The sequence below is a fragment of the Mesorhizobium sp. M0037 genome (assembly GCF_040323635.1).
Taxonomy (GTDB): domain Bacteria; phylum Pseudomonadota; class Alphaproteobacteria; order Rhizobiales; family Rhizobiaceae; genus Mesorhizobium.
The window spans coordinates 23,932-47,577 of record NZ_JAMYVB010000023.1 but is presented as its reverse complement, the minus strand read 5'-3'; the positions used below and the strand labels follow the sequence as shown (position 1 = coordinate 47,577).

The window sequence follows — 23,646 nt, the reverse complement described above, 5'->3', positions numbered from 1 at the left end:
CCCCTCGAGGGGGAGATGTCGCCGAAGGCGACAGAGGGGGTCGCCTCTCGTAGAGCGCCAACCTCCTTCCGCCGCCGTAGGTCGAGCCCGGTCGGACCGACCCCCTCTGCCCTGCCGGGCATCTCCCCCTCAAGGGGGGAGATTGGCAGCTCGCGCGCCTCGGTTACCAGTCGAGCTTGAACGCAAGCTTGCCGAAATGCTGCCCGCCTGCCGACATGTGCGCGTAGGCTTCGGCCGCCTGCTCCTGGCTGAACACCTTGTCGACGACCGGGTCGATGCGGGCGGCGGCGATGGCGCGGACGGCGGCGCGAAGGTCAGATACCGACCCGGTGTTGTTGCCGACCACCTTCAGCGCCTTGATGATGATCGGCAGCAGGTCGACCGTGGCCTCGGCGCCGGTGACGAAACCGATGGTGAACAGCGTGCCGCCAGGCGCGGTGGCGTTGACGGCGCGGGCGAAGGTGGCGGTGCCGGCGGTCTCGACGACGAGGTCGGCGCCGAGGCCGCCGGTCAGTTCCAGCACCTTGCCGTCCCAGTCGGGCGTCGCGCGGTAGTTGATGAGATGATCGGCGCCGAGTGCCTTCGCCCGCTCCAGCTTCTCGTCCGACGAAGAAGTGATGATGACGGTTGCGCCGGCGGCTTTCGCCAGCTGAAGGGTGAAGATGGAGACGCCGCCGGTGCCGAGCAGCACGACGACCGAGCCCGGCCCGACATCGGCGGCGCGGACGGCGTTCCAGGCGGTGGTCGCGGCGATCGGCAGGGTCGACGCCGCCTCGAAAGAGAGACGAGCCGGTACCAGCACGAGCGAGTTGGCCGGCAGCGCGACATATTCGGCGAGCGACCCCGGCAGCGAAATTCCGCGCATCTGCGTCATCTCGTTAGGCCGGGGCGGACCGCCGATCCAGCGCGGCTTGGCATGGGCAACGACGCGATCGCCGACGGCGAAATCCGTAACGCCCTCCCCCAGCGCGACGATCTCGCCGGCGCCGTCGGCGACGGGAATGAGCGGAAAGCCGGGCACGCGATAATTGCCGCTGGCCACCGCCACATCGACGAAATTCAGGCTCGCGGCGCGCTGGCAGATCAGCACTTCGCCGCGCTGCGGTTCAGGCGTGGCAATGGTGGTGGCGCGAAAGGCGTCCAGCTTGGCGGCGGTCAGTTCGATGGCTTTCATGGCTCACGCATTCCTGTTTAAGGGGTCGATCGTCAGGATTGAGTGAAGCTATCTGCTGCGCTACAAGCAGATAATCCGGAATTTTTACATTTGAATCCTGTGCTTTATGCAGCAATCACACGACCCCGCCAGCCTTGCCGAAATGGCCGCCTTTGCGGCCATCACGGAAGCGCGCTCCTTCACCAAGGCGGCGTTGCGCGTCGGGCGCGACTCGACGGTTCTGTCACGCCGCCTGCAATCGCTGGAGGAGCGGCTCGGCGTGCGGCTGCTGCACCGGACCACCCGAAGCGTGTCGTTGACGGAGGCCGGAGCGGAGTTCCTGGTGCGTGTCCGCGCCATCCTGGCCTCGGTAGACGAAGCTGAGGCTGCTGCTTCCGCGCATGCCAGCGGGGCTCCGCGGGGCTTGCTGCGGCTGGCGCTGCCGGGAACCTTTGGGCGTATGTGGATCGGGCCCCTGTTGCCGCACTTTCTAGCGACGTTCCCGGATGTCCGCATCGAGGCCGAGTTCTCCAACCGGTTCGTCGATCTCGTTGCAGAGAACTTCGATGTCGCCGTCCGTCTCGGCGCGCTGGAGGACTCGCGCCTGGTGGCGCGCAAGATCGCGACACGGCGGCGGTTGCTGTGCGCTGCTCCCTCCTACCTCGCCCGCAGGGGCGCGCCGGAAGCGCCGGAAGCGCTGACCGAACACGCCTGCCTCGGCTTCTCCGGCTTCCAGACCTTTCCCACCTGGGAGATGACCGACAGTTCGGGCCGCCGCGTTAACGTCGAAGTCTCGGGGCCGATGGTTTGCGACGATGCCGAAGTGCTGGTCGAAGCCGCGGTGCAAGGCCTCGGCCTGATGATGAGCACCGATTGGCTGGTCGGGCGCGAACTCGCCGACGGACGGCTGGTGCCGTTGCTGGAGGACTGGACGCTGGCCGACGAAGGCGCTGTCTATGTCGTCATGCCCTCGGCCAGGGGACAAGCCGCCAAGACACGCGCCTTCGCCGACTGGATCGGTAAGCGCTTCGCGCCGGAGCCGCCCTGGACGTCGAGGCCGGTCTCAAAGGCTTGATCAATGGGGCGCGCCGGGGGCTAAGACGGCATGCCGCTGTCACCAGGCCCTTTGTCCTGTATGATCTCGTTGAATGTAGCTTGGGAGGGGATCATGCAAAGTGCATTGGCGAAGTTCATCATGGCAAGTTCCGTTCTGGCCGCGCTGCAAGCCGCGCAGCCGGCTTTTGCCGCGTCCTGCAACTGGAGCGCCAAGATGGAAGAAGACGAAGGCGGCAGCGTGCTGACGGCTTCGGTGTGCGGCGGACCGAAGGCCGATGCGCATCTGATGCTCGTCTGTTTCGACAAGCCGGTGCTGAGCTACGATCTGGGTGGGGCCGGCCAGCAGCTGGAGCCCGGCATCAGCGCTTCCTTCACCTTCAAGGGCGGTGACAAGAGCGTGACCAAAAAGCTCGACCTCGAGGCCATGTATAATTACTTCACGGCTGAGCTGAGCAAAGACGATCCACTGCTCGGCCTGTTGCGCGGCAAGGGCGACGTCACGGTTACGGCCGACAAATATGGCGAGAACAGCTTTCCGCTGACGGGCTCGAGCGCTGCGATCGGTAAGGTGCTGGCGCAGTGCGGCAAAGGTTCGGCCGGCGAAGCGGACTGAAGCTCCCTACTTTCGACCACGCAGCTTGGCCCGCACCTCCATCAGGGCAAAGCCAAGCAGGTTCTCGCCGCGCCCGGTTTGCCGTTTCGCTCATCGACGGGGGCACGGGTTTTGGAGGCGCAACATGCGGCCTGAGTTTTCAACGCGAGCTGCGCTCTCCCTCCGGAGTCGCCACCAGCGAGGCGGCGGCGGCATTGGCGGTGGCAATCGCCGCTTCCACCGGATGGCCACGCGCGAGGCCTGCCGCGAAGGCGCCGACGAATTCGTCGCCGGCGCCATGGGTGCTGACGACTTTTACCGGAATGGCCGCCAGCGCGAAGGCCGCGCCGATCCGGTCGCAATAGGCGACGCCTTCGCCGCCGGCGGTGACGATCGCCGAGGGGTAGGTATCGATCAGCCGCCGCGCGGCTTCGGTTGCGCCGGCGAGCGTATCGACGACCGGAACGCCGGCCAAAAATTCCGCTTCGATGGCGTTGACGATGACGATGTCTATCAGCGCGGTCAATTCGGCCGACAGTGTTCGCGCCGGTGCGGCGTTGAGCACGACGCGGCCTCCGGATGCCCTCACCGCGCGCGCGGCAGCGATGTTGGCGGCATCGGGCACTTCGTTCTGCAGCAACAGCACTGCCGTCTGTACCACCACCTCGCCCGCAGCCGCGATGTCATCACTGCCCAGGGTGAGATTGCTGCCGGAGACGATCACCGCACCATAGTCGCCATCGCTGTCGAAGATCGCCACGCTCATGCCGGAGCCTGCGCCTGCCGCCACGCGCACGAAGCGGCGATCAACGCCGGCGCGATCGAGATTGGCCAGCAGCGCCGTGCCGAAATCGTCGTCGCCGACGGCGCCGATCATCGCCGCACGCCCGCCGGCGCGTGCCGCCGAGACCGCCTGGTTGCCGCCCTTGCCGCCGCATTTCGGCTGCCAGGCATGGCCGGCCACAGTCTCGCCCTTGCGCGGACGGTCGGGCGCGTCAACCATGATGTCGTAGTGCAGGCTGCCGAAGACGGTGACCAGCGGAACCGTCATGTGCCCCGGTCTTTTCGTTTCGAGGTGACCGCCGACATGGTGCGGCCGAGATTGCGCTCCGCCGCCTGGTAGTCGCGCTGCGCCACCGCCACGAACAAAGCGTCGAGGATGTTGAGTTGCGCGATGCGCGCCGCTGCGTTTTCGCCCATCAGCGGCGAGCCTTGCGCGGTCGAGCACAGCACGATGTCGGCAATCCGGGCCAGCGGCGAGTTGTCGTAGTTGGTGATGGCCAGCGTGCGGGCGCCGCTCTTGCGGGCAAGATGGATGGCGTCGATGACGGCCGACGTGTTGCCGGAATGCGAGAAGCCGACGGCGATGTCGTCGGCGCAGAGGAGCGAGGCCGACATCAGCATCATGTGCGAGTCGTCATAGACCGATGCGCGGATGCCGATGCGCAGGAATTTGTGCGAGACGTCGCGAGCAATCTGGGCGGAGCCGCCGACGCCATAAAAATCGCGGTTCCTGGCGCGGTAGAGCAGATCGGCAGCACGGTCGAAATCGTCCATGTCGAGGATCGCGAGCGTCTCCTCCAGCGCCTGGATCGAGGTGCGGAACACTTTCTGCACGATCTCGGCCGAGCTGTCGTCGACCGACAGTTCCTGGTGCATCTCGGCGGTCGGGAGGCGGCTGTATTCATAGACGGCGGTGCGGAAGTCGCGGTAGCCGGAGAAGCCGAGTTTCTTGGCGATCTTGACCACCATCGCCTCGGACACGCCGGCCTCCTCGGCGATCTGCTTGAGCGGAATGGTCTGGTCGAAACCGCGCCGGCCGAAGACGGTTTCCACCACCTTGGCCTCAAGCGGGGTGAGATGCGGCATCATCATGCGGATGCGCGGCCCCACGGCTTTCAGATCGAGATTGCTCAACGTCATCCACGTCCCCTCGTCTCCGGCCCGAGCATGGCTTCCTGGACGATAGCCTGCGACGTCACGGCGTCCTGGCTGTCCATGGCGGCGGACAGGCGGTTATCCTTCTCCAGCCGGTCGACAACGCACAGCAGGCGCTTGACGGTGGCGATGTTGACTTCGCATTCGCGCACCGGATCGAGCCCGGTCATGTCGGGGAAGGTGTCGAAGTAGATGGCGCCGGCATAGCCGTCGCGGCGGATCTGGCGCAGCAGTTCGATGGTCTGCAGCGTGTGCACCGCGCCGACCATCAGGCCGTCGTCGCGCTTGGCATAGCCATCGTTGAGATGGACGCCGAGCAGCTTGCTGTGGCGAGCGATCAGCGCCGCGGCGAAGGCCGGCTGTTCGTCGGCATAGAGCACATGGCCGAAATCAAGCGTGACGCCCAGATTGGGTAGGCCGACCTCGCGGATCGCCAGCAAGGTGGTCGCGGCATCCGGCATCAGCGAGTAGGAGCGCGGTTCGTTAGGCTTGTACTCCAGGCTGATCTGGCAGCCAGGGTCATGCGCGGCAACTTCACGAACCCCATCGATTTCGTGCTGCCAGAGCGTCGCATAGTCAGCCTGGAAGGCGTAGTCGAAGCCATCCTGGCCAAGCCACAGGGTCATCAGACTGGCGCCGGCCGCGCGCACCGCATCGATACCGGCCTTGGTCAGGTCGATGGCTTCGCGGCGCACCGCCGGGTCCGGATTGGTGAAGGCGCCGAGCTTGAAGGCCGGATTGGAGTAGTAACGCATGGCAAAGCCATTGATGGAAAGCCCGAGGCCGCCGAGCTTTCGGGCGATTTCAGCCGGCTTTTCACTGACATGGTCGGGGAAATTAAGATCAAGATCGGTCAACCCGTCGACCTTGGCCGCGCGAGTGGCCATCTGCAGCATGGACGGCTTGCCGGTGAGATCAGGCCATTCGGCTTGCGGCCGCGAGGCGAAGGAATTCAGGCGGGTGGCGAAGCGACTGTTTGTCATGATCGACCTTTCAGTGATTTACTTCACATAAATACGAATATTTGTAAAGTTCTCATTTGCGAAGGCGGTTTGTAGCGCGCAGCATCCTGCTTGGCCGGGATCTTCGGCTGCGCCTCTGCATCCATGCCGGGAGTTTCGAGTCCCGCAACGGTGCGGATGCTGGTGCGAGCCCTTGCGCCCTGCCTGCCGATTGACCAATCTCGCCGACACTGTCATGAGCCGCGGTTGGGGGGATCGCACATGCCAACGCTTTATCAACTGAAACCGGCCTTTCAGGCCAGGCTGCGGCCGCTGGCCGACCGGCTGGCCGATGCCGGCGTCACCGCCAACCAGATCACGCTTCTCGCCGCAGCACTGTCCATCGCCACAGGCCTGGTGGTCACTGCCTTTGCCTTCCATCTCCTGGTGTTCCTGTTGATGCCGGTGGTGCTGTTCGTGCGCATGGCGCTCAACGCCGTTGATGGGATGCTGGCCAGGGAACATCGACAAGCATCAAAACTCGGCATGTATCTCAACGAACTCTGCGACGTCGTCTCGGACCTGGCGCTGATCCTGGCCTTTGCCACCTTGTTCCCGGCCTGGGGTGTCGTCGCCTTCGCTATTACCGCCATGCTGGTCGAGTTCGCCGGCGTGCTTGGCGTTGCCGCAGGCAGCGGGCGCAACTATGCCGGGCCGTTCGGCAAGAGCGACCGAGCCCTGGTGCTCGGCGTCATCGCCTTCCTCATCGCCTGCGGCCTGTGGTTCCAAGCGATTGTGCCATTTGTGTTTCCGGTCATGGCTACACTGTCAGTCGTAACCGCCATCAACCGGATACGCGGCGGCCTTAGAGCGGGCGGCGCATGATGCCAAAGCGTCAGGCACCCGACCGCCAGAGGGAAACCATGATCCACCAGACCATTGCAGCCGGAGCACCGGCAAGCCTCGAGCGCATCGCGCAGGAGCGCACGTTCAAGAGCCATGACGGCACCGAGATCTTCTACCGCTACTGGCCGGCCGCCGGGTCGACGCCAAAGGGTGCGATCCTTCTGTTCCATCGCGGCCACGAGCATGGCGGCCGCATGGCGCATCTGGTCGACGAACTCGCCATGCCCGACCATGCCTTCTACGCCTGGGACGCGCGCGGCAATGGCCGCTCGGCCGGCGAGCGCGGCTATGCGCCATCCTTTGCCGCCCTGGTGCGCGACATCGACTGCTTGGTGCGCGAGATCGGCCGGGATGGTTTTGGCCAGCGCGACATCGCGCTGATCGCGCAGTCCTTCGGCGCCGTGCTGGCCGCTGCCTGGGTGCATGACTATGCGCCCGACATCCGCGCGCTGGTGGTGGCTTCACCGGCCTTTTCGGTCAAGCTCTACGTGCCCGTCGCCAAAGAGGGCATTGCGCTGTGGCAGAAGCTCAAGGGCCGCTTCTTCGTCAATTCCTACGTCAAGGCGAAGTTCCTCACGCATGATGCCGAGCGCATCGCTTCCTTCGACGCCGATCCGCTGATCACGCGACCGATCGCCTCCAACATCCTGGTCGAGCTTTACGACCACGCTGCCCGCATCGTCTCGGACGCGCGCGCCATCACCGTGCCGACGCAGCTCTTGATCTCCGGCAGCGATTGGGTGGTGCGGCATGGACCGCAGCACGAGTTCTTCGTCAATCTCGGCAGCAGCGCCAAGGAGCGGCATGTGCTGCCCGGCTTCTTCCACGACACGCTGGGCGAGCGCGATCGCAAGCAGGCGCTGGACCTGATCCGGCCATTCCTCGAAAAGCAATTTGCCACGCCGGAGAAAACCATCGACTTGCTTCAGGCCGACCGCGCCGGCTACACCCGCGACGAGGCCGAGAGGCTGGCCTCGCCGCTGACGCTGCTGTCGCCCAACGGTATTTTCTGGGCGATGAGTCGCGCCTCGATCCGCATGGGCGCCTGGCTGTCTTCGGGCATGAAGATCGGCATGGCCACCGGCTTCGATTCCGGCTCGACGCTCGACTATGTCTACGAGAACGACGCGCGCGGCACCGGCTTCATCGGCCGCATGATCGACCGCACCTTCCTCGACGCCATCGGCTGGCGCGGCATCCGCCAGCGCAAGCTGCATCTGGAAGAGCTGATCGGCAACGCCGCCGCCAGCCTGAAGGCAGCCGGCCGTCCCGTCCACATGCTCGACATCGCCGCCGGTCACGGCCGCTATGTGCTCGATGCCGTTGCCAAATGCACTGAACCGCCAGCAAGCGTGCGGCTGCAGGATTATTCCGAGCTCAATGTCGGACTGGGTTCGAAGCTGATCGCCGACCGGCGTCTGCCTACCAGCGTCAGCCTCCACCAGGCCGACGCATTCGATGCCGACATGCTGGCTGGGTTGACCCCGGCGCCGGACCTCGCCATCGTCTCCGGGCTCTACGAACTGTTCGCCGACAATGCGCTGATTTCCCGTTCGCTCGGCGGGCTGGCCAGCGCCATGCAGTCCGGCAGCCTGCTCGTCTACACCAACCAGCCGTGGCATCCGCAACTGGAGATGATCGCGCGCAGCCTGACCTCGCATCGCGGCGGCCAGGCCTGGGTGATGCGGCGGCGCACGCAGGGCGAAATGGACCAGTTGGTGACGGCTGCCGGTTTCGAGAAGATCGACCAGCGCATCGACCAATGGGGCATCTTCACCGTTTCGGTCGCACGGCGCGTCTGAGACCATGGCCGCACCTGCGACTGACCTTGCCCCGGCTCGGGAACACAATTTGGGTATCGTGCTGAGGGCCGCCCTTTGGCTGGCGCTGCTGGCGCCATTCTTCTATTCGACCTATGGCTTTGCCAACTGGCTGGCATCGCGGCGCGACCATGTCGGCAGCATCGTCTACGCTTGGGAGCACGCGGTTCCGTTCGTCGCCTGTACGATCGTGCCCTATTGGTCGATCAATCTGTTCTACGGCCTATCGTTGCTGCTCAACACGACCAGGCGCGGTGTCGACCGGCTCGCCGGCCGTTATCTCTCGGCGCAGATCATTGCCGTCGCCTGCTTCATCGCGTTCCCGCTGACGGCGACCTTCGTGCGGCCGGAAACCACCGGCCTGCCGGGTTTTCTGTTTGCGGTGCTCGGTGGTTTCGACAAGCCGTTCAACCAGGCGCCATCCCTGCACATCGCGCTGCTGGTGATCATCTGGGACCATTGGCGTCACGTTCTGGCACGTCACCGTCTCGGCGGCATTCTCCGCCCGGTCTGGCACGTCTGGTGTTTTCTCATCGGCGCCTCGGTGCTGACGACCTGGCAGCATCATTTCATCGACATTCCGACCGGCGCCCTGCTCGGCCTATTTGCGCTGTGGCTGCTTCCGTCCAAGGGCGAGCTGCCATTCTGGGGTTTTCGGCTGACTGCCGACCCCAAGGCGCGGCGGCTGGCGGGGTACTACGCGCTGGGCGCCGCCTTTGCCTTGGCCGGCGCTGCCGGCGGCGCGTTTGTCTTCGCCGATTTTCTCATCCTGTTGTGGCCGGCATTGGCGCTGGCCATCGTCGCCTTCGCCTATGCCGGGGCCGGCGCCAAAGTGTTCCAGAAGGCGGCCGATGGCAGCGTCTCGCTGGCCAGCCGCATCCTGCTCCTGCCCTACCGGCTCGGCGCCCGGGTCAATGTGTCGATATGGACCCGCCAGTTGGCGCCACAAGCGCAAATCACCGACGGCGTTTTCTTCGGCCGGTTTCCGAGCGCAGTGGAGGCCAACCGTTTCGGCACGGTGATCGACCTTGCCGGCGAGTTGGAACGGCCCGGTGGCGTGACCTGCCGCTGGATCAGCTACGCGATGCTCGATCTCGTGGCGCCGCCTCACGACAGGCTGGAGCGAGCGGTGGCGGCAATCGAGCTGGCGCGCCGGCGCGGCACCGTCCTGGTCTGCTGCGCGCTCGGCTTCCAGCGCAGTGCGGCCATCGTCGCCGACTGGCTGGTTGTGACGGGGCGCTCGTACACAGCTGCACAGGCGCGCAAGAAACTCGCCGCGTCGGGCAGGCCCGTGCACCTTCAGATCGGGCTGGAAGAACCGAGGCTGGAAGAACCGACATGAGTTGGCCGGCATGAGTGGCGAGAATTTTCCCGAGAAGGCCGAAATATTCGCCGCCGGGCTGATGGTGCAGGCGGTGTGGCCGATCCTGCTGGTGGTCGCGGCTGTGATGGCAGCGCCGGTCATCGGCCTGGTGGCCGGACCGCAGACGACAGCGCTGTCCGCGGCGGCCTGGCTGGTCGCGGCGGCGGGCGCCGTGGCCACGCTGGCTCTTTCGGCCTTGCTTTTGTTCGATGCGCTGCTGTTCCGGCTGATGGCAAGCCACGCCAGCGAGGCCGCCGGCGGTGCCGCGGTCGACGATGTGCTGGCGCGCATGCGCCTGAAGCCCACCGCTGCCGGCGGCCGCTCGCTTGACCGTCGCATTGCAGGCACGCGCCGCCTGCTGACAAGGCAGCGCATGGCGCTCGCCATGTTTGCTGCGGCATCCCTTTTCGCAGCATTTGTTTGAGCCATGACAAAACTTCACCTGCGCGCCAACACCTTCACCTTGCTGCAGACGGTGACGTCGGTCGGCCTGTCGGCGGCGGCCTGGGTGGTAACCGGCGTCAGGCCAATCTGGAACGGCAGCCAGCCGTCGGAGCGGCAGCGCATCTACTTCGCCAACCATGCCAGCCATGGTGATTTCATCCTGCTGTCGGCCTGTCTGAGTGAGAAGGTGCGCGCCCGCACCCATGCGATCGCGGCGGCCGAATATTGGGGCAAGTCGCGGCTGCGCCGCTTCATCGCGCAGGACATGCTGTCGTCCGTGCTCATCCACCGGCAGTGGACCGACGAAACGCAACACCCGATCTCGATCATGCTGTCGGTGCTCGACGACGGCCACTCGCTGATCCTGTTTCCCGAAGGCACTCGCAACACGACGGAGGCGGATCTGCTGCCGTTCCGCTCCGGCCTCTACAATCTGTCGATGGCGCGGCCCGATGTCGAACTCATCCCGTGCTGGATCGAGAACATGTCGCGCGTGCTGCCCAAGGGCCAGTTCCTGCCGGTGCCGCTTCTGTGCCGCGTCGTCTTCGGTCCGCCGGTGGCGATCGCGCCCGGCGAAGAACGCCGCACCTTCCTCGAGCGCGCGCGCCAGGCGCTGCTGTCGCTCAACCCGCGTCCCGATCGGGACCACTAGCATGACCAGGCAAAGAGACTTCGTATGACACTGCCGCCAATGCATGAAACCGTCATCCTGCTGGCCGGCCTGATCTGCGTGCTGACCATGGCGAGCATCGTTGCCGGTATCCTCTCATGGCGGGCGCCGAAGCCGCTGCCCTCGACGCTCGTCAACTTGAACCAGCGCATCAACGCCTGGTGGGTGATGGTGCTGGCGATCACCGTCGCCTTCTTCTTCGGCCGCACCGGCATGACCATCCTGTTTGCGCTGATCTCGTTTGCCGCGCTGCGCGAGTTCGTGACGCTGACGCACAGCCGGCGCAGCGACCACTGGGTGCTGCTCGGCATGTTCGGCATCATCATTCCCTTCCAGTACTGGCTGGTGTGGACCGCCTGGTACGGGCTCTTCACCATTTTCATCCCCGTCTACTGCTTCCTCTTGATGCCGGCGATCACTGCGCTCAACGGCGACACCGAGCGCTTCCTCGAGCGGGTGTCGGCGCAGCAATGGGCGGTCATGATCTCGGTCTACTGCGTCAGCCATGTGCCGGCGCTGCTGACCCTCAACGTGCCCGGTTTCGAGGGCCGCAACCTCCTGCTCATCGCCTTCCTGATCATCACCGTGCAAGGCAGCGACGTGCTGCAATACATTTTCGGCAAGCTGTTCGGCCGGCATCTTTTGTCGCCGTCCGTTTCGCCATCAAAGACTTGGGAAGGGCTGATCGGCGGGCTGGTGTCATCGAGCCTGCTCGGCGCGCTCTTGTCGTTCCTGACGCCGTTCTCGCCGCTCGCGGCGGCAGGCGTCGCCTTCATCGCCTGCCTGATGGGGTTCCTCGGCGGGCTGGTGGCGTCGGCGATCAAGCGCGACCAGGGGGTCAAGGACTGGGGCCACCTCATCGAAGGCCATGGCGGCATGATGGACCGCGCCGACAGCTTGGTCTTCGCCGCGCCGGTGTTCTTCCACATCGTCCGCTATTTCTGGACGTGAGCGAAGCCGCTCAATCGCGGATCGCGCGGCCCGCCTGCTGCAACAGTTCGAAGGCGGCGAAGCGCTTGTCGTGCCAAGGCACCAGATCGCCGCCGGCCGGGCGATAGATGTCGCCGATGCGCGACATGCCGGTCATCGCCGCGATCACATCGGGATATTTTTGCGCCGCCACCGCCGCCAATATGGACGAGCCGAGCAGCACCGGTTCGGGCGAGGTCGAACCGGCGACGGTCAGGCCTGTGGTGTCGGCCAAAAGCTGACGTACCAGCTCGCTTTGCGCCGCACCGCCGCTGACGACGATAGTGTCGATGGCAATGCCTTTTTTGGCCATCGCCGCCAGGATCTGGCGAACGCCGTAGCCGATGCCCAGCAGGCCGGCGACATAGAGCGCGACCAGGCTGTCGAGGGACGTGTCCATGCCAAGCCCGGCGATCAGGGCCTTGGACTCAGGATCGGCGAAGGGCGAGCGGTTGCCGAGGAATTCCGGCACGACATGCAGTCCATCGGCTAGGTGCGCTACTGCGGACAGGTCGGCGGACTGTTTCGCCGCCTGCTGACCAAGCCAAGCGGTCAGGCCGAGACCTTCCGCCTTGGCTTTTGCGGATGCCTCAGCCGTGGCCGGATGGAAAGCGACGAGGTGGTCGATTGCAGCACCCGCCGCCGATTGCCCGCCTTCATTGAGCCAAAGCCCCGGCACCATCGAGGAAAAATACGGACCCCAGACGCCGGGCACGAAGGCCGGCTCGCTGGTGCTGGCCATGGTGCAGGCCGAAGTGCCGAACACATAGGCCATGCGCGACTGCAAGGTGCCGACCGAGCCCTGCCCGCCAACCGTGCCGACGCCGCCGGCATGGGCATCGATCAGGCCGGCCGCAACCGGCGTTCCCGGCAGCAGGCCGAGATCGGCCGCGGCGGCCTCAGTGAGGCCTTGGGCAAGTGCCGTGCCACCCTCGACGATTTCGGTGCCGATGCGGGCAAAGCCTTCATCGGCGAGCGCGCCGAGGCCGATGGCGCGGAAATAGGCATCGTCCCAGCGCCGCTCATGACCGAGATAGGTCCATTTGCAGGTCAGCGTGCAGATCGAGCGCGCCAGGCTGCCGGTTGAGCGCCAGGTCAGATAGTCCGTCAGGTCGAAGAAATGCTCGGCCGCATCGAAGGTGGCGGGCAGGTTCTCGCGCAGCCACAGCAGCTTCGGCGTTTCCATTTCCGGCGAGATGGTGCCGCCGACATAGTCGAGCACGGCGTGCTTGCCGGCATTGATGCGCTGCGCCTGGTCGAGCGCGCGGTGATCCATCCAGACGATGATGTTGCGCTGGCTGTCGCCGGAACTGCCGGCCGGCAACGGCGCGCCATCCTGGCCGACCACGACCAGCGAACAGGTGGCGTCGAAGCCAATGCCGGCAATGTCGCGCCCGGCAAGCCCCGACTCCGTCACCGCCTCGCGCACGCTGGCGCAAACCGCGCGCCAGATGTCCTCGCTCGACTGTTCGGCGATTTCGCCGGGCTCGATGAACAGAGCGATGTCGCGCTTCGCCGAGGCAAGCATGGTGCCCTTGCTGTCGAACACCCCCGCCCTGGCACTGCCAGTGCCGACGTCGATGCCGAGGAAGTGGGACATGGGGAACCTCAGAAGTTAGGCAGTAGGCAGTAGGCAGTAGGCAGTAGGCAGTAGGAGAGATGGTCAGCAGTGAACGGTCAGTTGCAAGAGCCTCTCCCCATTCCCTACTGCCTAATGCCTACTGCCTCATAAATCATTGCTCTGCGGCAGGATCACCAGATCCCGAATGGTGACATTTCTCGGCCGCGTCAGCATGAACAGCACGGCTTCGGCGACCTCGACCGGTTGTATCAGGCCGCCCTTGGCCAGTTCATCCTCGAGCTTGTCCTTCGGCCAATCGCTGATCAGCGCTGTCACCACCGGCCCTGGCTGCACCGCGCCGACGCGCAGGCCATGCGGGGCGACCTGGCGGCGCACCGTATGGACGAAGGCCTGCACCGCGTGTTTCGACGCTGTGTAGATCGGCTCCCAGACCACGGGCACCAGTCCGGCGATCGAGGACGTGACAATGATGTCGCCGGTCTTTCGTTCGACCATATGCGGCAGCACGGCGTGGATGGAACGAAAGACCGCATTGATGTTGAGGTTCAGCATGCGGTCCCAGGCATCCGGGTCGCCTTCGAGCACCGGGCCGCCGACATAGGCGCCGGCATTGGCGTGGAAGATATCGAGCTGGCCGGCCTTGTCCAGGATTTGCGGCATCATCGTCGCGACGCTGGCCGGCTTCATCAGATCAATCACCAGCGGGATCGCGTTGGGACCGAGTTCGGTGCAGACGCTTTTCAGCGCGTCTTCGGCGCGATCGACGAGCACAACGCGGACGCCGGCGGCAATCAGCGCTCTCGCGCATTCCAGGCCTATGCCCGACGCGGCGCCGGTGATCGCCGCGACTTTTCCACTCAAATCCTGAGCCATTCTTCTATCCTCGTATTCTCTGTTGGTTCAGGCTCGGCCGTGGGAAACCCGCGAGCGGCGTGCCAGGGAGTCGACGATGACCGCAATTGCCAGAACGGCGCCGGTGATCATGTAGCGAAGCGACGATGACAGATCGAGCAAGGTCAGCCCGCTGGCGATCGACTGGATGACGATGATGCCGAGCAGCGCGGAATAGGCGCTGCCACGGCCGCCAAACAGGCTGGTGCCGCCTATGACCGCCGCCGCAATGGCGTTGAGGTTGACGTCGCCGGTGCCGGCCTGCTGGCTGGCGGAGGCCAGCCGCGCTGCCGACAGCACGCCGCCGAGGGCGGCAAACATCGAGCACATGACGAAGGCGCTGAGGTAGATCGAGCGCACCTTGATGCCGGCGCGGCGCGCCGCTTCGCGGTTGCCGCCGACGGCGGTCATCGAGCGGCCCCATTGGGTGCGGGTCAGCGCATAGTTCATCGCCACCACCAGGCCGACGAACAGGCCGAACATCCACGGTATGCCGCGCGCCTGGTTGAGATAGCCGACGATCAGTTCGAGCAGGATGGTCAGGGCGGCGACGCGCACGATGAGGCCGCCGACAGACGGCGCCGACAAATTGACGGCCCGGCGGCGGCTGACGGTGCGCAGGCCGCTGATCAGCATGACGATGCCGGGCAATGCCGCCAGTGCATAGGACAGCCAGTCCGGCATGACCAGCAACTGGCCGAAATTCACCAGGTTCGACCCATAGGGCAGATTGATCGAGCCGGTGGAGCCCAGAATATACAGTTGCAGGCCGAGCACGGCGAGCAGGCCGGCGAGCGTCGAGACGAAGCTTGGCATGCCGAGCCGGTTGAACAGCAAGGCATAGAGCGCGCCGATGAAACCGCCGACGGCAATCGCGGCGAGGATGGCGAGCGCCACCGGCCAGCCCTGGTTGACCCACAGCGTGCCTACCATGGCCGAGGCAAAGCCGCTGATCGAGCCGACCGACAGGTCGATCTCACCGACCATCAGCACACAGACGATGCCGAGCGCGATGACGCCGACGGTCGAGCAGTCGAACAGGAGATTGACCAGATTGCTCGACGAGACGAAGACCGGATTGAGGGCAGTGAACACGCTCCAGATGATGACCAGTCCGACAATCACCGGCAGCGAGCCGAGGTCGCCGGAGCGGACGCGGTCGAAGAAGGCGCTGATGGCGCCACCGACGCCGGCCTGGTGCTTGACGCGCACGTCGCTGCGGTCGAGCGCCGTCGACGAGGAGGTGTCCTGCTTGGGCTCCGCGCTCATGGCCGCTGCTCCTGGTTGTCCGCTTGTTCGGCGGCCTTGCGCCGTTCGGCGCGGCGCGACACTGCATTGTTGGCGGCGCCGGTGATGGCGCTGACCAGTTCCTGGTTCGAGGCGTCGGGTTCGAAGACGCCGTTGTTGCGGCCGAGCCTGAGCACCACGATGCGATCGGCGACGGCGCGCACGTCCTCCATATTGTGACTGATCATCAGCACGCCGAGCCCACGCTCGCGCACCCGGTCGATGAGGTTCAGCACTTCCGCCGTCTGGGCGACGCCAAGCGCGGCGGTCGGCTCGTCGAGGAGGATGACCTTGGGGTCGAGCAGCAGCGAGCGGGCGATCGCCACCGTCTGGCGCTGGCCGCCGGACAGCGAGGCGACCGCCTCGCGGACGCTTGGAATACGCGCCGACAATTCGTTGAGCAGCGTCCAGGCGCGAATTTCCATCGCAACCTCGTCCAGCCGCAGCGGGTTGATCTCCTTGCCGAGAAAGATGTTGGCGACGACGTCGAGGTTTTCGCACAACGCCAGATCCTGGAAAACGGTGGCGATGCCGAGCGTCAGCGCGGCACTCGGGTCAGGCATGGTCACCTGCCTGCCGCGGAAATTGATGGTCCCCGAGCTCGGCTGGTGGACGCCGGCTAGGATCTTGACCAGCGTCGACTTGCCGGCGCCATTGTCGCCGACCAGCGCCACCACCTCGCCGGCATGGACATCGAGATCGATATCGGTGAGCGCCGAAACGGCGCCGAAATTCTTCGAGATGCCGCGCAGGCTGAGCACCAGCTCGCCTGCCGAAACCGGTCCGTCAGAGATGTCAGACATGGTGGCAAACCTTTCCGGATGGGCGGTCAAGAATGACTGCGAACTTCCGGCCGCCGCAAGGGCGGCCGGAAAGCAGGATCAGGATTCTAGGTCATCCTTTTATGCATGTCGTTATCCCAAAACCGCTGCGCGATTTTGGGCGACCTGCATTGTCACTTTGTGATGCCGAGCTTCTTGCAGCCTTCGGCATAGCGGTCGACGCAGAGCTCTTCGGCGGTGTTGATCTTCTTGTCGATGATCTCGGCCTTGAGGTTTTCCTGCGTCACCACCGCCGGCGTGAACAGCTGCGATGGGGTGTCGTAGAGGGCCATTTCGGCCTTCGGCGTCTCGCCCGACAGAAGCTGGACGGCGACGTTGGCGGCAGCCGCCGCAACGATCTCGCTCGGCTTGGAGATGGTGTTGTACTGGTCGCCGGCGATGATGAGCTGCAGTGCGGCGATCGTCGCGTCATTGCCGGTCACCGGCGGCACCGGATCGACACCGGCGGCCTTGAAAGCGGCGATGGCGCCACCACCGGTGCCGTCATTGGCCGCAACGACGCCGACGATCTGCGTGGAGAAGCGGGTGATCTGGCCACTTGCCCATTGCTGCGCCTTCGGCGGCGCCCATTCCGGCGTGTCGTATTCGGCAAGGATCTTGTAGCCGCTGTTGTCGAGGCTGGAATGGATGCCCTTCTTGATCAGCCCGGCGGCCGCGTCGGTCGGCGAGCCGTTGATCTGCAGCAGGCCGCCGCTGGCGGGGTCGACCTTCAGCGCCTTGAGGTGTTCGACGAGCGAGTCGGCAATGGCCTTGCCGATGCCTTCATTGTTGAACGAGACGTAGAAGTCGGCAGGTGCGGTCGGGATCGGGCGATCATACGCGATGACCTTGACGCCCTGGCTCTGCGCCAGCTTGACCAGCGAGGCGGCGGCAGTCGAGTCGACAGGGTCGAGCACGATCGCCTTGGCGCCTTGCGAGATCACCGAGTTGAACTGCTGCTGCTGGCGCGAGGCGTCGGCATCGGCGTTCTGGTAGATCACCTTGCAGCCGGGGCAGAGTTTTTTCATCTCGGCGACGAAGCCGGGATAGTCGTGCTGCTCGTAGCGCGTCGAGGCCTGGTCGGGCATCAAGAAGGCGACCGTGGCGTCGGTAACCGGGGCGGCAAAGGCAGCGGTGCCGCCAAGAAGGGAAACTGTGAGCGCGATGGCTCCCGTCGATTTCCAGGCAAATCTGGTCATTTTGATAGCTCCGTTTCAAGGAATGGTTTCATGAAGCCCTGGACACCACATGGCGCCGGGCCTTGACTGCAGTCGGGCTGTTGCGAGGAACAACGGAGCACTTGATCCGTGCTGCGCATCCTCTTGATATCTCTGGATTTCGGGACAAGCGATCTCCAGCACGGGGCGCCTCCAACGCACCCCGCGTTCTTACCTCAGTAAACGTCTAGGCTCCTCCCGGTCCTCCCTGTTAGGCGGCAATCTCCGCGCTGATGTTTTCCGCCAGCAGGGCCCTGAAGCGCGAAGGCGACATGCCTTTCTGGGTCAGGAACTGGCGGTTGAAATTCGAGATGTTGTTGTAGCCGGCGGCATAGCAGATCTCGGTGATCGGCATGTCGGCCTCGCTCATCAGTAACTGGCAGGCAAGGTTGATGCGCAGCCGGTTGACATACTGCACCAGCGCCATGCCGGTATGGCGGCGGAAGCTGCGCGAAAACGCGCTCGGGCTGCGGCCGGCGATCGCCGCCAGATCGCTTTCGCTGAACGGCTCGGTCAGGTTGGCGTTGATATAGGCAAGCGCCTTGTTGACGCCGGCCGACATGAAGCCTGAGGGATCCGGCAGATAGCTGGCGCTGGTCAGCGTCCGCACATCGGCGGCGCGGCTCAGAATGTCGATGAGCTCCATGAACAGCGCGATGCGGCGAACGCCTTGCGCTTCGACCAGTTCGGCCAGCACAGGTGCGGTGAGCTTGGCGGTAGCGGTGGAGAACAGCGCGCCGCGGCGGCTGAGCTCGAGAATGTTTTCACAACCGGCAAGTTCCGGCAAGGCGGCGGTGGCGTCGGCGATGAACTCTTGCGAGAATTGCACGACGCGGCCGCGCAGCGGCACGCTGGCGCCTGCCGGCACGTCGCTGACCCAGTTGTGCGGCAGGTTCGGGCCGGTGAGCACGAGATTGCCGGGCTCGAACTCGCCGATGAAGTCACCGACGAAATAATGGCCCGTGGTGGCGACGACGTGATGGATTTCGTATTCGGGGTGGAAGTGCCAGCGCACCGTGTGGAAGGGGTAGCCGTGGGCCCAGGCCTTGAACGACTCGCCGCGTCTGATCTGGACGACTTCCAAGTCCGGATTCATGTCAGTTCCTCCCGGCGCCGGTCCGGTCATGCGACCAGTTGCAGTGCCATCTCCCGCAGGCCGCGTTTGCCGCTCTCTGCAGTGATCGAAGCTTAGGCGGCAATTCATGCAGCCGCCACCACGGTGTGTCCACCTCACTGATACTTTTTTGACGTTTTTGTGGTCAAGGCGATACGTTTGCGAGTACGCGGGAGAGATCAGGCCCCGCTTGCGAGACGGTGACGACGCAAACGATGTCGCCGGCGGCGAGAGCTGGTCGCTCGATTTCGGCTCCGTCACAGTGATAATATGCAAAGGGAGCGGATCGGCATGACAAGGACGTTCACCTACTCCGGCAGCCCTGCGCATATTGTCTTCGGCAATGGCGCGTCGTCCGAGGTGGGCACCTGGATCGAAAAACTCGGCTGCAATCGCGCGCTGGTGCTGTCGACGCCGCATCGGGCTGCCGACGGCGAGGCGCTTGCCAAATCCCTCGGCGCGCTGGCGGCCGGCACCTTTTCGGGCGCCGCCATGCACACGCCGGTCGAGGTAACCCAAACGGCAATGGCCAAGGCGACCGAGGTCAACGCTGACTGCGTTGTCGCGCTTGGCGGCGGCTCGACCACCGGTCTCGGCAAGGCGATCGCCTGGCGCACCGACCTGCCGCAGATCGTCATCCCGACCACCTATGCCGGCTCGGAGGTGACGCCGATCCTCGGTCAGACCGAGAACGGCGAAAAAACCACAATGCGTGACGCAAGGATCCTGCCGGAAGTGGTGATCTACGATCCAGAGCTGACCGTCGGCCTGCCGATAGCGATGAGCGTCGCGTCAGGACTCAACGCCATGGCGCACGCGGCCGAAGCGCTTTACGCGCAGGATCGCCATCCGATTTCCACCCTGATGGCGAAAGAAGGATTGCGCGCCATGACGGCGGCGCTGCCGGTGTTGACCAAGGAGCCTGGAAATATCGATGCACGCGGCGATGCGCTTTACGGCGCCTGGCTGTGCGGTACGGTGCTCGGCGCCGTCGGCATGGCGCTGCATCACAAGATCTGTCACACGCTCGGCGGCTCTTTCGACATGCCGCATGCCGAGACGCATGCGGTGATGTTGCCGCACACGATCGGTTTCAACGCCGTCGCGGTGCCCGACTTGTTGAAGCCGGTCGCCGACTTGTTTGACGGCAGCGCCGGTAGCGGTCTCCACGATTTCGCCAAGGCGGTCGGCGCGCCCCTTACATTGAAAGAACTCGGCCTCAAGCAGGCCGATCTCGACCGCGCCGCCGAGATTGCGACCAGGAACCCATACTGGAATCCGCGGCCTTTCGACCGCGCCGCAATCCGCGCCCTGTTGCAGGACGCGTGGGAGGGAAGGCGTCCGCAAAACTGACGGCAACAAGCAAGGAACTTACCCGCCGCGAATTCATCAGGATACCGCCACGACCGGTGTGCTCGCGGCGGCCTCGCGGTGCCGGCGATCGCCTGCCCTTTCGCATATAGCCGACAGGCATGAGTGGCTCCGCCTGAACGGCGCAGGCCGCTCACGCTTTTGTGCGCGTGAAAAACTGCGCGGCTCGAAAAGCCCATTGACATCAGCCGTATTTTCGACGCAAACGTTATATTGTTACTGTTATACAGTTACACAGCCCGCCTCTCCGGCGACATACCTTTCAGACTGCAAGGAGACCACGGATGCGTCGCATTCCCTTTCTCGCCGCGCTGCTCGTCGCGGTGCCGCTTTTGACCGGCACGGCTGTCGGCGCCGAAGACAAGCTGACCATCGTGGCGGCCGAGAATTTCTATGGCGACCTTGCCCGCCAGATCGGCGGCAGCAACGTCACCGTCACCAGCATCCTGGCCAATCCCGACGACGATCCGCATCTGTTCGAGACCAGCCCGTCGACGGCGCGCACCATCGCCGATGCAAAGATCGTCATCTATAACGGCGCCGATTACGATCCGTGGATGGACAAGCTGCTGTCCGCCTCGACAGCCAAGGATCGCACGACCATCGTCGCCGCCGACCTGATCGGCAAGAAGTCGGGCGACAATCCGCATCTGTGGTACGACCCGGCGACGCTGCCGGCCATCGCCAGGGCGCTGAGCGCCGATCTTGCCAAGCGCGATCCGGCCAATGCGGTGCATTATGAGGCGAACCTGAAGGCATTCCAGACCTCGCTCGAGGTCATTGACAAGGAAATCGCCGACGTCAAGAACACCTATGCCGGCACCGAGGTGACGGCTACCGAGCCGGTCTTCGGCTACATGGCGGAAGCGCTCGGCCTGAAAATGCTGAACTACGATTTCCAGGTGGCCTTGATGAACGATGCGGAGCCGAGCGCCACGCAGGTGGCGGCGTTCGAAAACAGCCTGAAGGACGGCTCGGCCAAGATCCTGTTCTACAATTCGCAGGTGACCGACGAGGCAACGACAAGGCTGCTCGACATCGCCAGGCAGAATAAGGTCACTGTCATCGGCGTCACCGAGACGGAACCGGCGGGCCAGACTATCCAGACCTGGTTCGGCGGCCAGATCGACGCGGTCCAGAAGGCGCTTGCCGCCCGCACACAATGAACCACCAATGAACGTGACTAAATGAACGCAATCGAATTCGACAAGGTCACGCTGACCTATGGGGGACGCCGGGTTTTATCCGACGTCTCCTTTTCTCTACCGCAAGGCGCCTTTGTCGGCCTGCTCGGCGCCAATGGCGCCGGCAAGACGACGATGCTGCGCGCCATTCTCGGCCTGATCAAACCGGCGGGCGGCGCCATTTCGGTGCTTGGCAAATCGCCGACGCGCGGCAACGCCGACATCGGCTATATGCCGCAGGCGCGGCGCGCGCTTGGCGATGTCGGCGTCAGCGGCCTCGACTTCGTGCTGAGTGCCGCCGGCGGGCATCGCTGGGGCTGGCCCGTCGCATCGGCTGCCGAGAAGGAGGCGGCGTGGAAGGCACTTGAAGAGGTGGGCGCCGGCAGCCTCGCGCGCCGTCCCTTGGGCGAGCTTTCCGGTGGCGAGCGCCAGCGCATCCTGATCGCGCAATCGTTGATCGGCAATCCGCAACTGCTTTTGCTCGACGAGCCGCTGATCAGCCTCGATGCGGGCCATCAGCGCGCGATCATCGACCTGGTGCACGACATCGGCGAGCGGCTCGGCATTGCCGTGCTGTTCTGCTCGCACGAGATCAACCCGCTGCTGCGCGCCGTCGACCGCGTGCTCTATCTCGGCAACCGCAAGGCGGCGATCGGTTCCGTCGACGAGGTCATCAGCGGTCCGGTGCTGTCGAAACTCTATGGCACGCATATCAATGTGGTGCGGGTTGCCGGCCGCATCTTCGTCATGGCCGACGATGTCGAACTGGAGAGCGGGGCGCATGTCCACGATCTTTGACTATGAATTCATGCGCAACGCCTTCTATGCCTGCACCATCGTCGGCATCGTTTCGGGCGCGGTCGGCTATTTCCTCGTGCTCCGGGGCCAGACCTTCGCCGGCCATGCGCTCTCCCATGTCGGCTTTCCCGGCGCCACGGGCGCCGGCCTGATCGGGCTGTCGCCGTTTCTCGGCCTCACGGTGTTTACCGTCGCCGCCGGCATCGGCATCGGCCTGCTTGGCGAGCGCGCGCATCGCGACGTCGCCATCGGCATCGTCTTGACGCTGTCGCTCGGCCTGGGCTTGCTGTTTCTGCATTTCTACACCGCCTTCGCCTCGCAGGCGACCAACGTGCTGTTCGGCAATGTGCTGGGCATCAGCCCGCGCACCGTGATCGTGCTTGCGGTGCTGGCGGTGGCGATCCTTGTCGCGCTTTTGCTGATAGCGCGGCCGCTGCTGTTCGCCAGCCTGCAGCCGGAACTCGCCGAAGCGCGCGGCGTGCCGCTCACTCTTGTCTCGACCCTGTTCATGGTGCTGGTCGCCGTCGCCACGTCCGAGGCGGTGCAGATCGTCGGCGTGCTGCTCGTCTTCGCGCTGATGGTGGCGCCTGCAGCCACCGCGCTCAGGCTTACCAGCGGCGTCGGAGCCGGCGTGCTGGCGACCATCGCGCTTGCCGTGATCATCGCCTGGATCAGCCTGACGCTAGCCTTCCTGACCGACTGGCCGACGAGCTTCTGGATCACGGCGCTGGGCGCGGCGGCCTATGTCGTCAGCGGCATGGTCCGGCGCCCGTCGGTCCGAGAGACTCAGAGCGCCGACGCCGGCCCCTGAGGCTTCCCCTCCGGCAGGTCGATCGGGTCGGCTGGGGTGCAAAACTGACGTTAGGGAAATACACCCAAAAAAAGTCAGGTCTACAATCCGGCTCCTGAAACGTTTCAGCCGGGAAAGGCAAATTCGTTCAATCGCCTAGATCGCGACCTCTGTCGCGCCAAAGGTCCGCTCCGGAGCGGCCGGAAAACCCGGAAAACCGCCATTTCAAGCGCATTTTGCGGCGGCGAATGGCTTGCGCGAGGCCGGCTGGAAAGCTGGCCGGGAGGCGCAAAAGCAACCTCCCGCGGCCATTGCGGGCGGCGTTGACAGACCGCGGTGCTGCATGCGTATAGCAAGCCATGGGTCACGCCATGGCCGTGGCGGTTGAGACGGGGCTGGGGGGTTTCGTAACAACAGCATTGACGGCCCGGCGCCGGACGGGCGGCATGCACTCTCGAAGTGCGCCGCTCGCTCTTGGCTGACGCGCCGGCGACCCGGCAGCAGTCCTGGCCTGCGTTATCTCGACCAGGCTCCGCAGAACGCCATCGTCTCAGCTTTTCGATCCGCATCGGTTCGAAGCGAACGAGGTGACGCCCTCTTAACCGATATTCGCTTCGCTACGTCCCCCTCCCCTACTGGGCGAGGGGGACGCTGGCGATGAACCGCGCCGGCCGACGTGTATCGGCGCCGATCAGACACTCCTGACGACGCGATCAAGCAAGCCTGACGACGAGCCGAT

General features: G+C 64.9%; 22 protein-coding genes. 12 read left to right on the top strand and 10 right to left on the bottom strand.

Translation table 11 applies throughout. The features are described from left to right. Nucleotides 1–163 precede the first annotated feature (163 nt). The gene (locus NKJ78_RS27035; RefSeq protein ID WP_023740081.1) at nucleotides 164–1,174 is read right to left on the bottom strand and encodes a zinc-dependent alcohol dehydrogenase family protein; all 1,011 of its coding nucleotides are present in this window, start codon (nucleotides 1,172–1,174) and stop codon (nucleotides 164–166) included. A 106-nt stretch (nucleotides 1,175–1,280) separates the two neighbouring features. Between NKJ78_RS27035 and NKJ78_RS27030 the strand changes: the two genes are divergently transcribed. Together NKJ78_RS27030 and NKJ78_RS27025 are read left to right on the top strand one after the other, a co-directional pair. After that, on the top strand, nucleotides 1,281–2,228 hold the full coding sequence (locus tag NKJ78_RS27030) for a LysR family transcriptional regulator (RefSeq protein WP_023740082.1): 948 nt from the start codon (nucleotides 1,281–1,283) through the stop codon (nucleotides 2,226–2,228). Nucleotides 2,229–2,321: 93 nt separating this feature from the next. Next, nucleotides 2,322–2,822 (top strand): hypothetical protein, encoded by a 501-nt coding sequence (locus NKJ78_RS27025; protein WP_023740083.1) that lies wholly within the window; start codon nucleotides 2,322–2,324, stop codon nucleotides 2,820–2,822. A 139-nt stretch (nucleotides 2,823–2,961) separates the two neighbouring features. Here NKJ78_RS27025 and NKJ78_RS27020 read toward each other — a convergent pair whose 3' ends face one another. Genes NKJ78_RS27020 through NKJ78_RS27010 form a run of 3 tightly spaced genes read right to left on the bottom strand, consistent with a single transcriptional unit; the run spans nucleotide 2,962 to nucleotide 5,722 of the window. Beyond that, complete coding sequence (locus NKJ78_RS27020) at nucleotides 2,962–3,852, bottom strand: PfkB family carbohydrate kinase (RefSeq protein WP_023740084.1); 891 nt, start codon at nucleotides 3,850–3,852, stop codon at nucleotides 2,962–2,964. Next, on the bottom strand, nucleotides 3,849–4,724 hold the full coding sequence (locus NKJ78_RS27015; protein WP_023740085.1) for a MurR/RpiR family transcriptional regulator: 876 nt from the start codon (nucleotides 4,722–4,724) through the stop codon (nucleotides 3,849–3,851). Before NKJ78_RS27015 ends, NKJ78_RS27020 begins: the two co-directional genes overlap by 4 nt. Beyond that, complete coding sequence (locus NKJ78_RS27010; RefSeq protein ID WP_352562737.1) at nucleotides 4,721–5,722, bottom strand: TIM barrel protein; 1,002 nt, start codon at nucleotides 5,720–5,722, stop codon at nucleotides 4,721–4,723. Before NKJ78_RS27010 ends, NKJ78_RS27015 begins: the two co-directional genes overlap by 4 nt. Before the next feature lie 240 nt (nucleotides 5,723–5,962). On the opposite strand from NKJ78_RS27010, the gene NKJ78_RS27005 reads away from it, so the two are divergent. Genes NKJ78_RS27005 through NKJ78_RS26980 form a run of 6 tightly spaced genes read left to right on the top strand, consistent with a single transcriptional unit; the run spans nucleotide 5,963 to nucleotide 11,834 of the window. Continuing rightward, nucleotides 5,963–6,565, top strand: coding sequence for a CDP-alcohol phosphatidyltransferase family protein (locus NKJ78_RS27005; protein ID WP_023740086.1), 603 nt, complete (start codon nucleotides 5,963–5,965; stop codon nucleotides 6,563–6,565). A 41-nt stretch (nucleotides 6,566–6,606) separates the two neighbouring features. Next, complete coding sequence (locus NKJ78_RS27000; protein WP_031253605.1) at nucleotides 6,607–8,388, top strand: bifunctional alpha/beta hydrolase/class I SAM-dependent methyltransferase; 1,782 nt, start codon at nucleotides 6,607–6,609, stop codon at nucleotides 8,386–8,388. 4 nt (nucleotides 8,389–8,392) lie between these two features. Then, nucleotides 8,393–9,748: a phosphatase PAP2/dual specificity phosphatase family protein gene (locus tag NKJ78_RS26995; RefSeq protein WP_352460507.1), complete on the top strand. Its 1,356-nt coding sequence runs from the start codon at nucleotides 8,393–8,395 to the stop codon at nucleotides 9,746–9,748. A gap of 10 nt (nucleotides 9,749–9,758) precedes the next feature. Further along, nucleotides 9,759–10,193, top strand: a complete 435-nt coding sequence (locus NKJ78_RS26990) for a hypothetical protein (protein ID WP_352460508.1) — start codon at nucleotides 9,759–9,761, stop codon at nucleotides 10,191–10,193. Between the two features lie 3 nt (nucleotides 10,194–10,196). After that, nucleotides 10,197–10,865, top strand: coding sequence for a lysophospholipid acyltransferase family protein (locus NKJ78_RS26985; RefSeq protein ID WP_352460509.1), 669 nt, complete (start codon nucleotides 10,197–10,199; stop codon nucleotides 10,863–10,865). A gap of 39 nt (nucleotides 10,866–10,904) precedes the next feature. Next, entirely contained in the window at nucleotides 10,905–11,834 is a 930-nt protein-coding gene (locus NKJ78_RS26980; RefSeq protein ID WP_352460524.1) for a phosphatidate cytidylyltransferase, read from the top strand. Nucleotides 11,835–11,844: 10 nt separating this feature from the next. Here the strand turns inward: NKJ78_RS26980 and NKJ78_RS26975 are convergent, their stop codons facing one another. From NKJ78_RS26975 to NKJ78_RS26950, 6 genes are all read right to left on the bottom strand, one after another. Next, the gene (locus tag NKJ78_RS26975) at nucleotides 11,845–13,452 is read right to left on the bottom strand and encodes an FGGY-family carbohydrate kinase (protein ID WP_352460510.1); all 1,608 of its coding nucleotides are present in this window, start codon (nucleotides 13,450–13,452) and stop codon (nucleotides 11,845–11,847) included. A 126-nt stretch (nucleotides 13,453–13,578) separates the two neighbouring features. After that, nucleotides 13,579–14,307: an SDR family oxidoreductase gene (locus tag NKJ78_RS26970; protein ID WP_023688988.1), complete on the bottom strand. Its 729-nt coding sequence runs from the start codon at nucleotides 14,305–14,307 to the stop codon at nucleotides 13,579–13,581. A gap of 27 nt (nucleotides 14,308–14,334) precedes the next feature. Next, complete coding sequence (locus NKJ78_RS26965) at nucleotides 14,335–15,594, bottom strand: sugar ABC transporter permease (protein ID WP_023672500.1); 1,260 nt, start codon at nucleotides 15,592–15,594, stop codon at nucleotides 14,335–14,337. After that, a complete protein-coding gene (locus NKJ78_RS26960; RefSeq protein WP_352460511.1) occupies nucleotides 15,591–16,415 on the bottom strand; it encodes an ATP-binding cassette domain-containing protein in 825 nt (274 codons plus the stop codon). The genes NKJ78_RS26965 and NKJ78_RS26960 overlap by 4 nt, the downstream gene beginning before the upstream one ends. A gap of 152 nt (nucleotides 16,416–16,567) precedes the next feature. After that, nucleotides 16,568–17,632 carry an ABC transporter substrate-binding protein gene (locus NKJ78_RS26955; RefSeq protein ID WP_352562736.1) on the bottom strand — a complete coding sequence of 355 codons (1,065 nt, stop codon included), beginning with the start codon at nucleotides 17,630–17,632 and terminating at the stop codon, nucleotides 16,568–16,570. Between the two features lie 229 nt (nucleotides 17,633–17,861). Continuing rightward, entirely contained in the window at nucleotides 17,862–18,746 is an 885-nt protein-coding gene (locus NKJ78_RS26950) for an AraC family transcriptional regulator (protein WP_352460513.1), read from the bottom strand. A gap of 309 nt (nucleotides 18,747–19,055) precedes the next feature. Between NKJ78_RS26950 and NKJ78_RS26945 the strand changes: the two genes are divergently transcribed. From NKJ78_RS26945 to NKJ78_RS26930, 4 genes are all read left to right on the top strand, one after another. Continuing rightward, nucleotides 19,056–20,117 carry a maleylacetate reductase gene (locus NKJ78_RS26945; RefSeq protein ID WP_023695499.1) on the top strand — a complete coding sequence of 354 codons (1,062 nt, stop codon included), beginning with the start codon at nucleotides 19,056–19,058 and terminating at the stop codon, nucleotides 20,115–20,117. Nucleotides 20,118–20,419: 302 nt separating this feature from the next. Continuing rightward, nucleotides 20,420–21,301, top strand: coding sequence for a metal ABC transporter solute-binding protein, Zn/Mn family (locus NKJ78_RS26940; protein WP_352460514.1), 882 nt, complete (start codon nucleotides 20,420–20,422; stop codon nucleotides 21,299–21,301). Nucleotides 21,302–21,322: 21 nt separating this feature from the next. Then, nucleotides 21,323–22,117: a metal ABC transporter ATP-binding protein gene (locus NKJ78_RS26935; protein WP_023735454.1), complete on the top strand. Its 795-nt coding sequence runs from the start codon at nucleotides 21,323–21,325 to the stop codon at nucleotides 22,115–22,117. Then, entirely contained in the window at nucleotides 22,101–22,928 is an 828-nt protein-coding gene (locus NKJ78_RS26930; RefSeq protein WP_352460515.1) for a metal ABC transporter permease, read from the top strand. Before NKJ78_RS26935 ends, NKJ78_RS26930 begins: the two co-directional genes overlap by 17 nt. Nucleotides 22,929–23,646 lie beyond the last annotated feature (718 nt).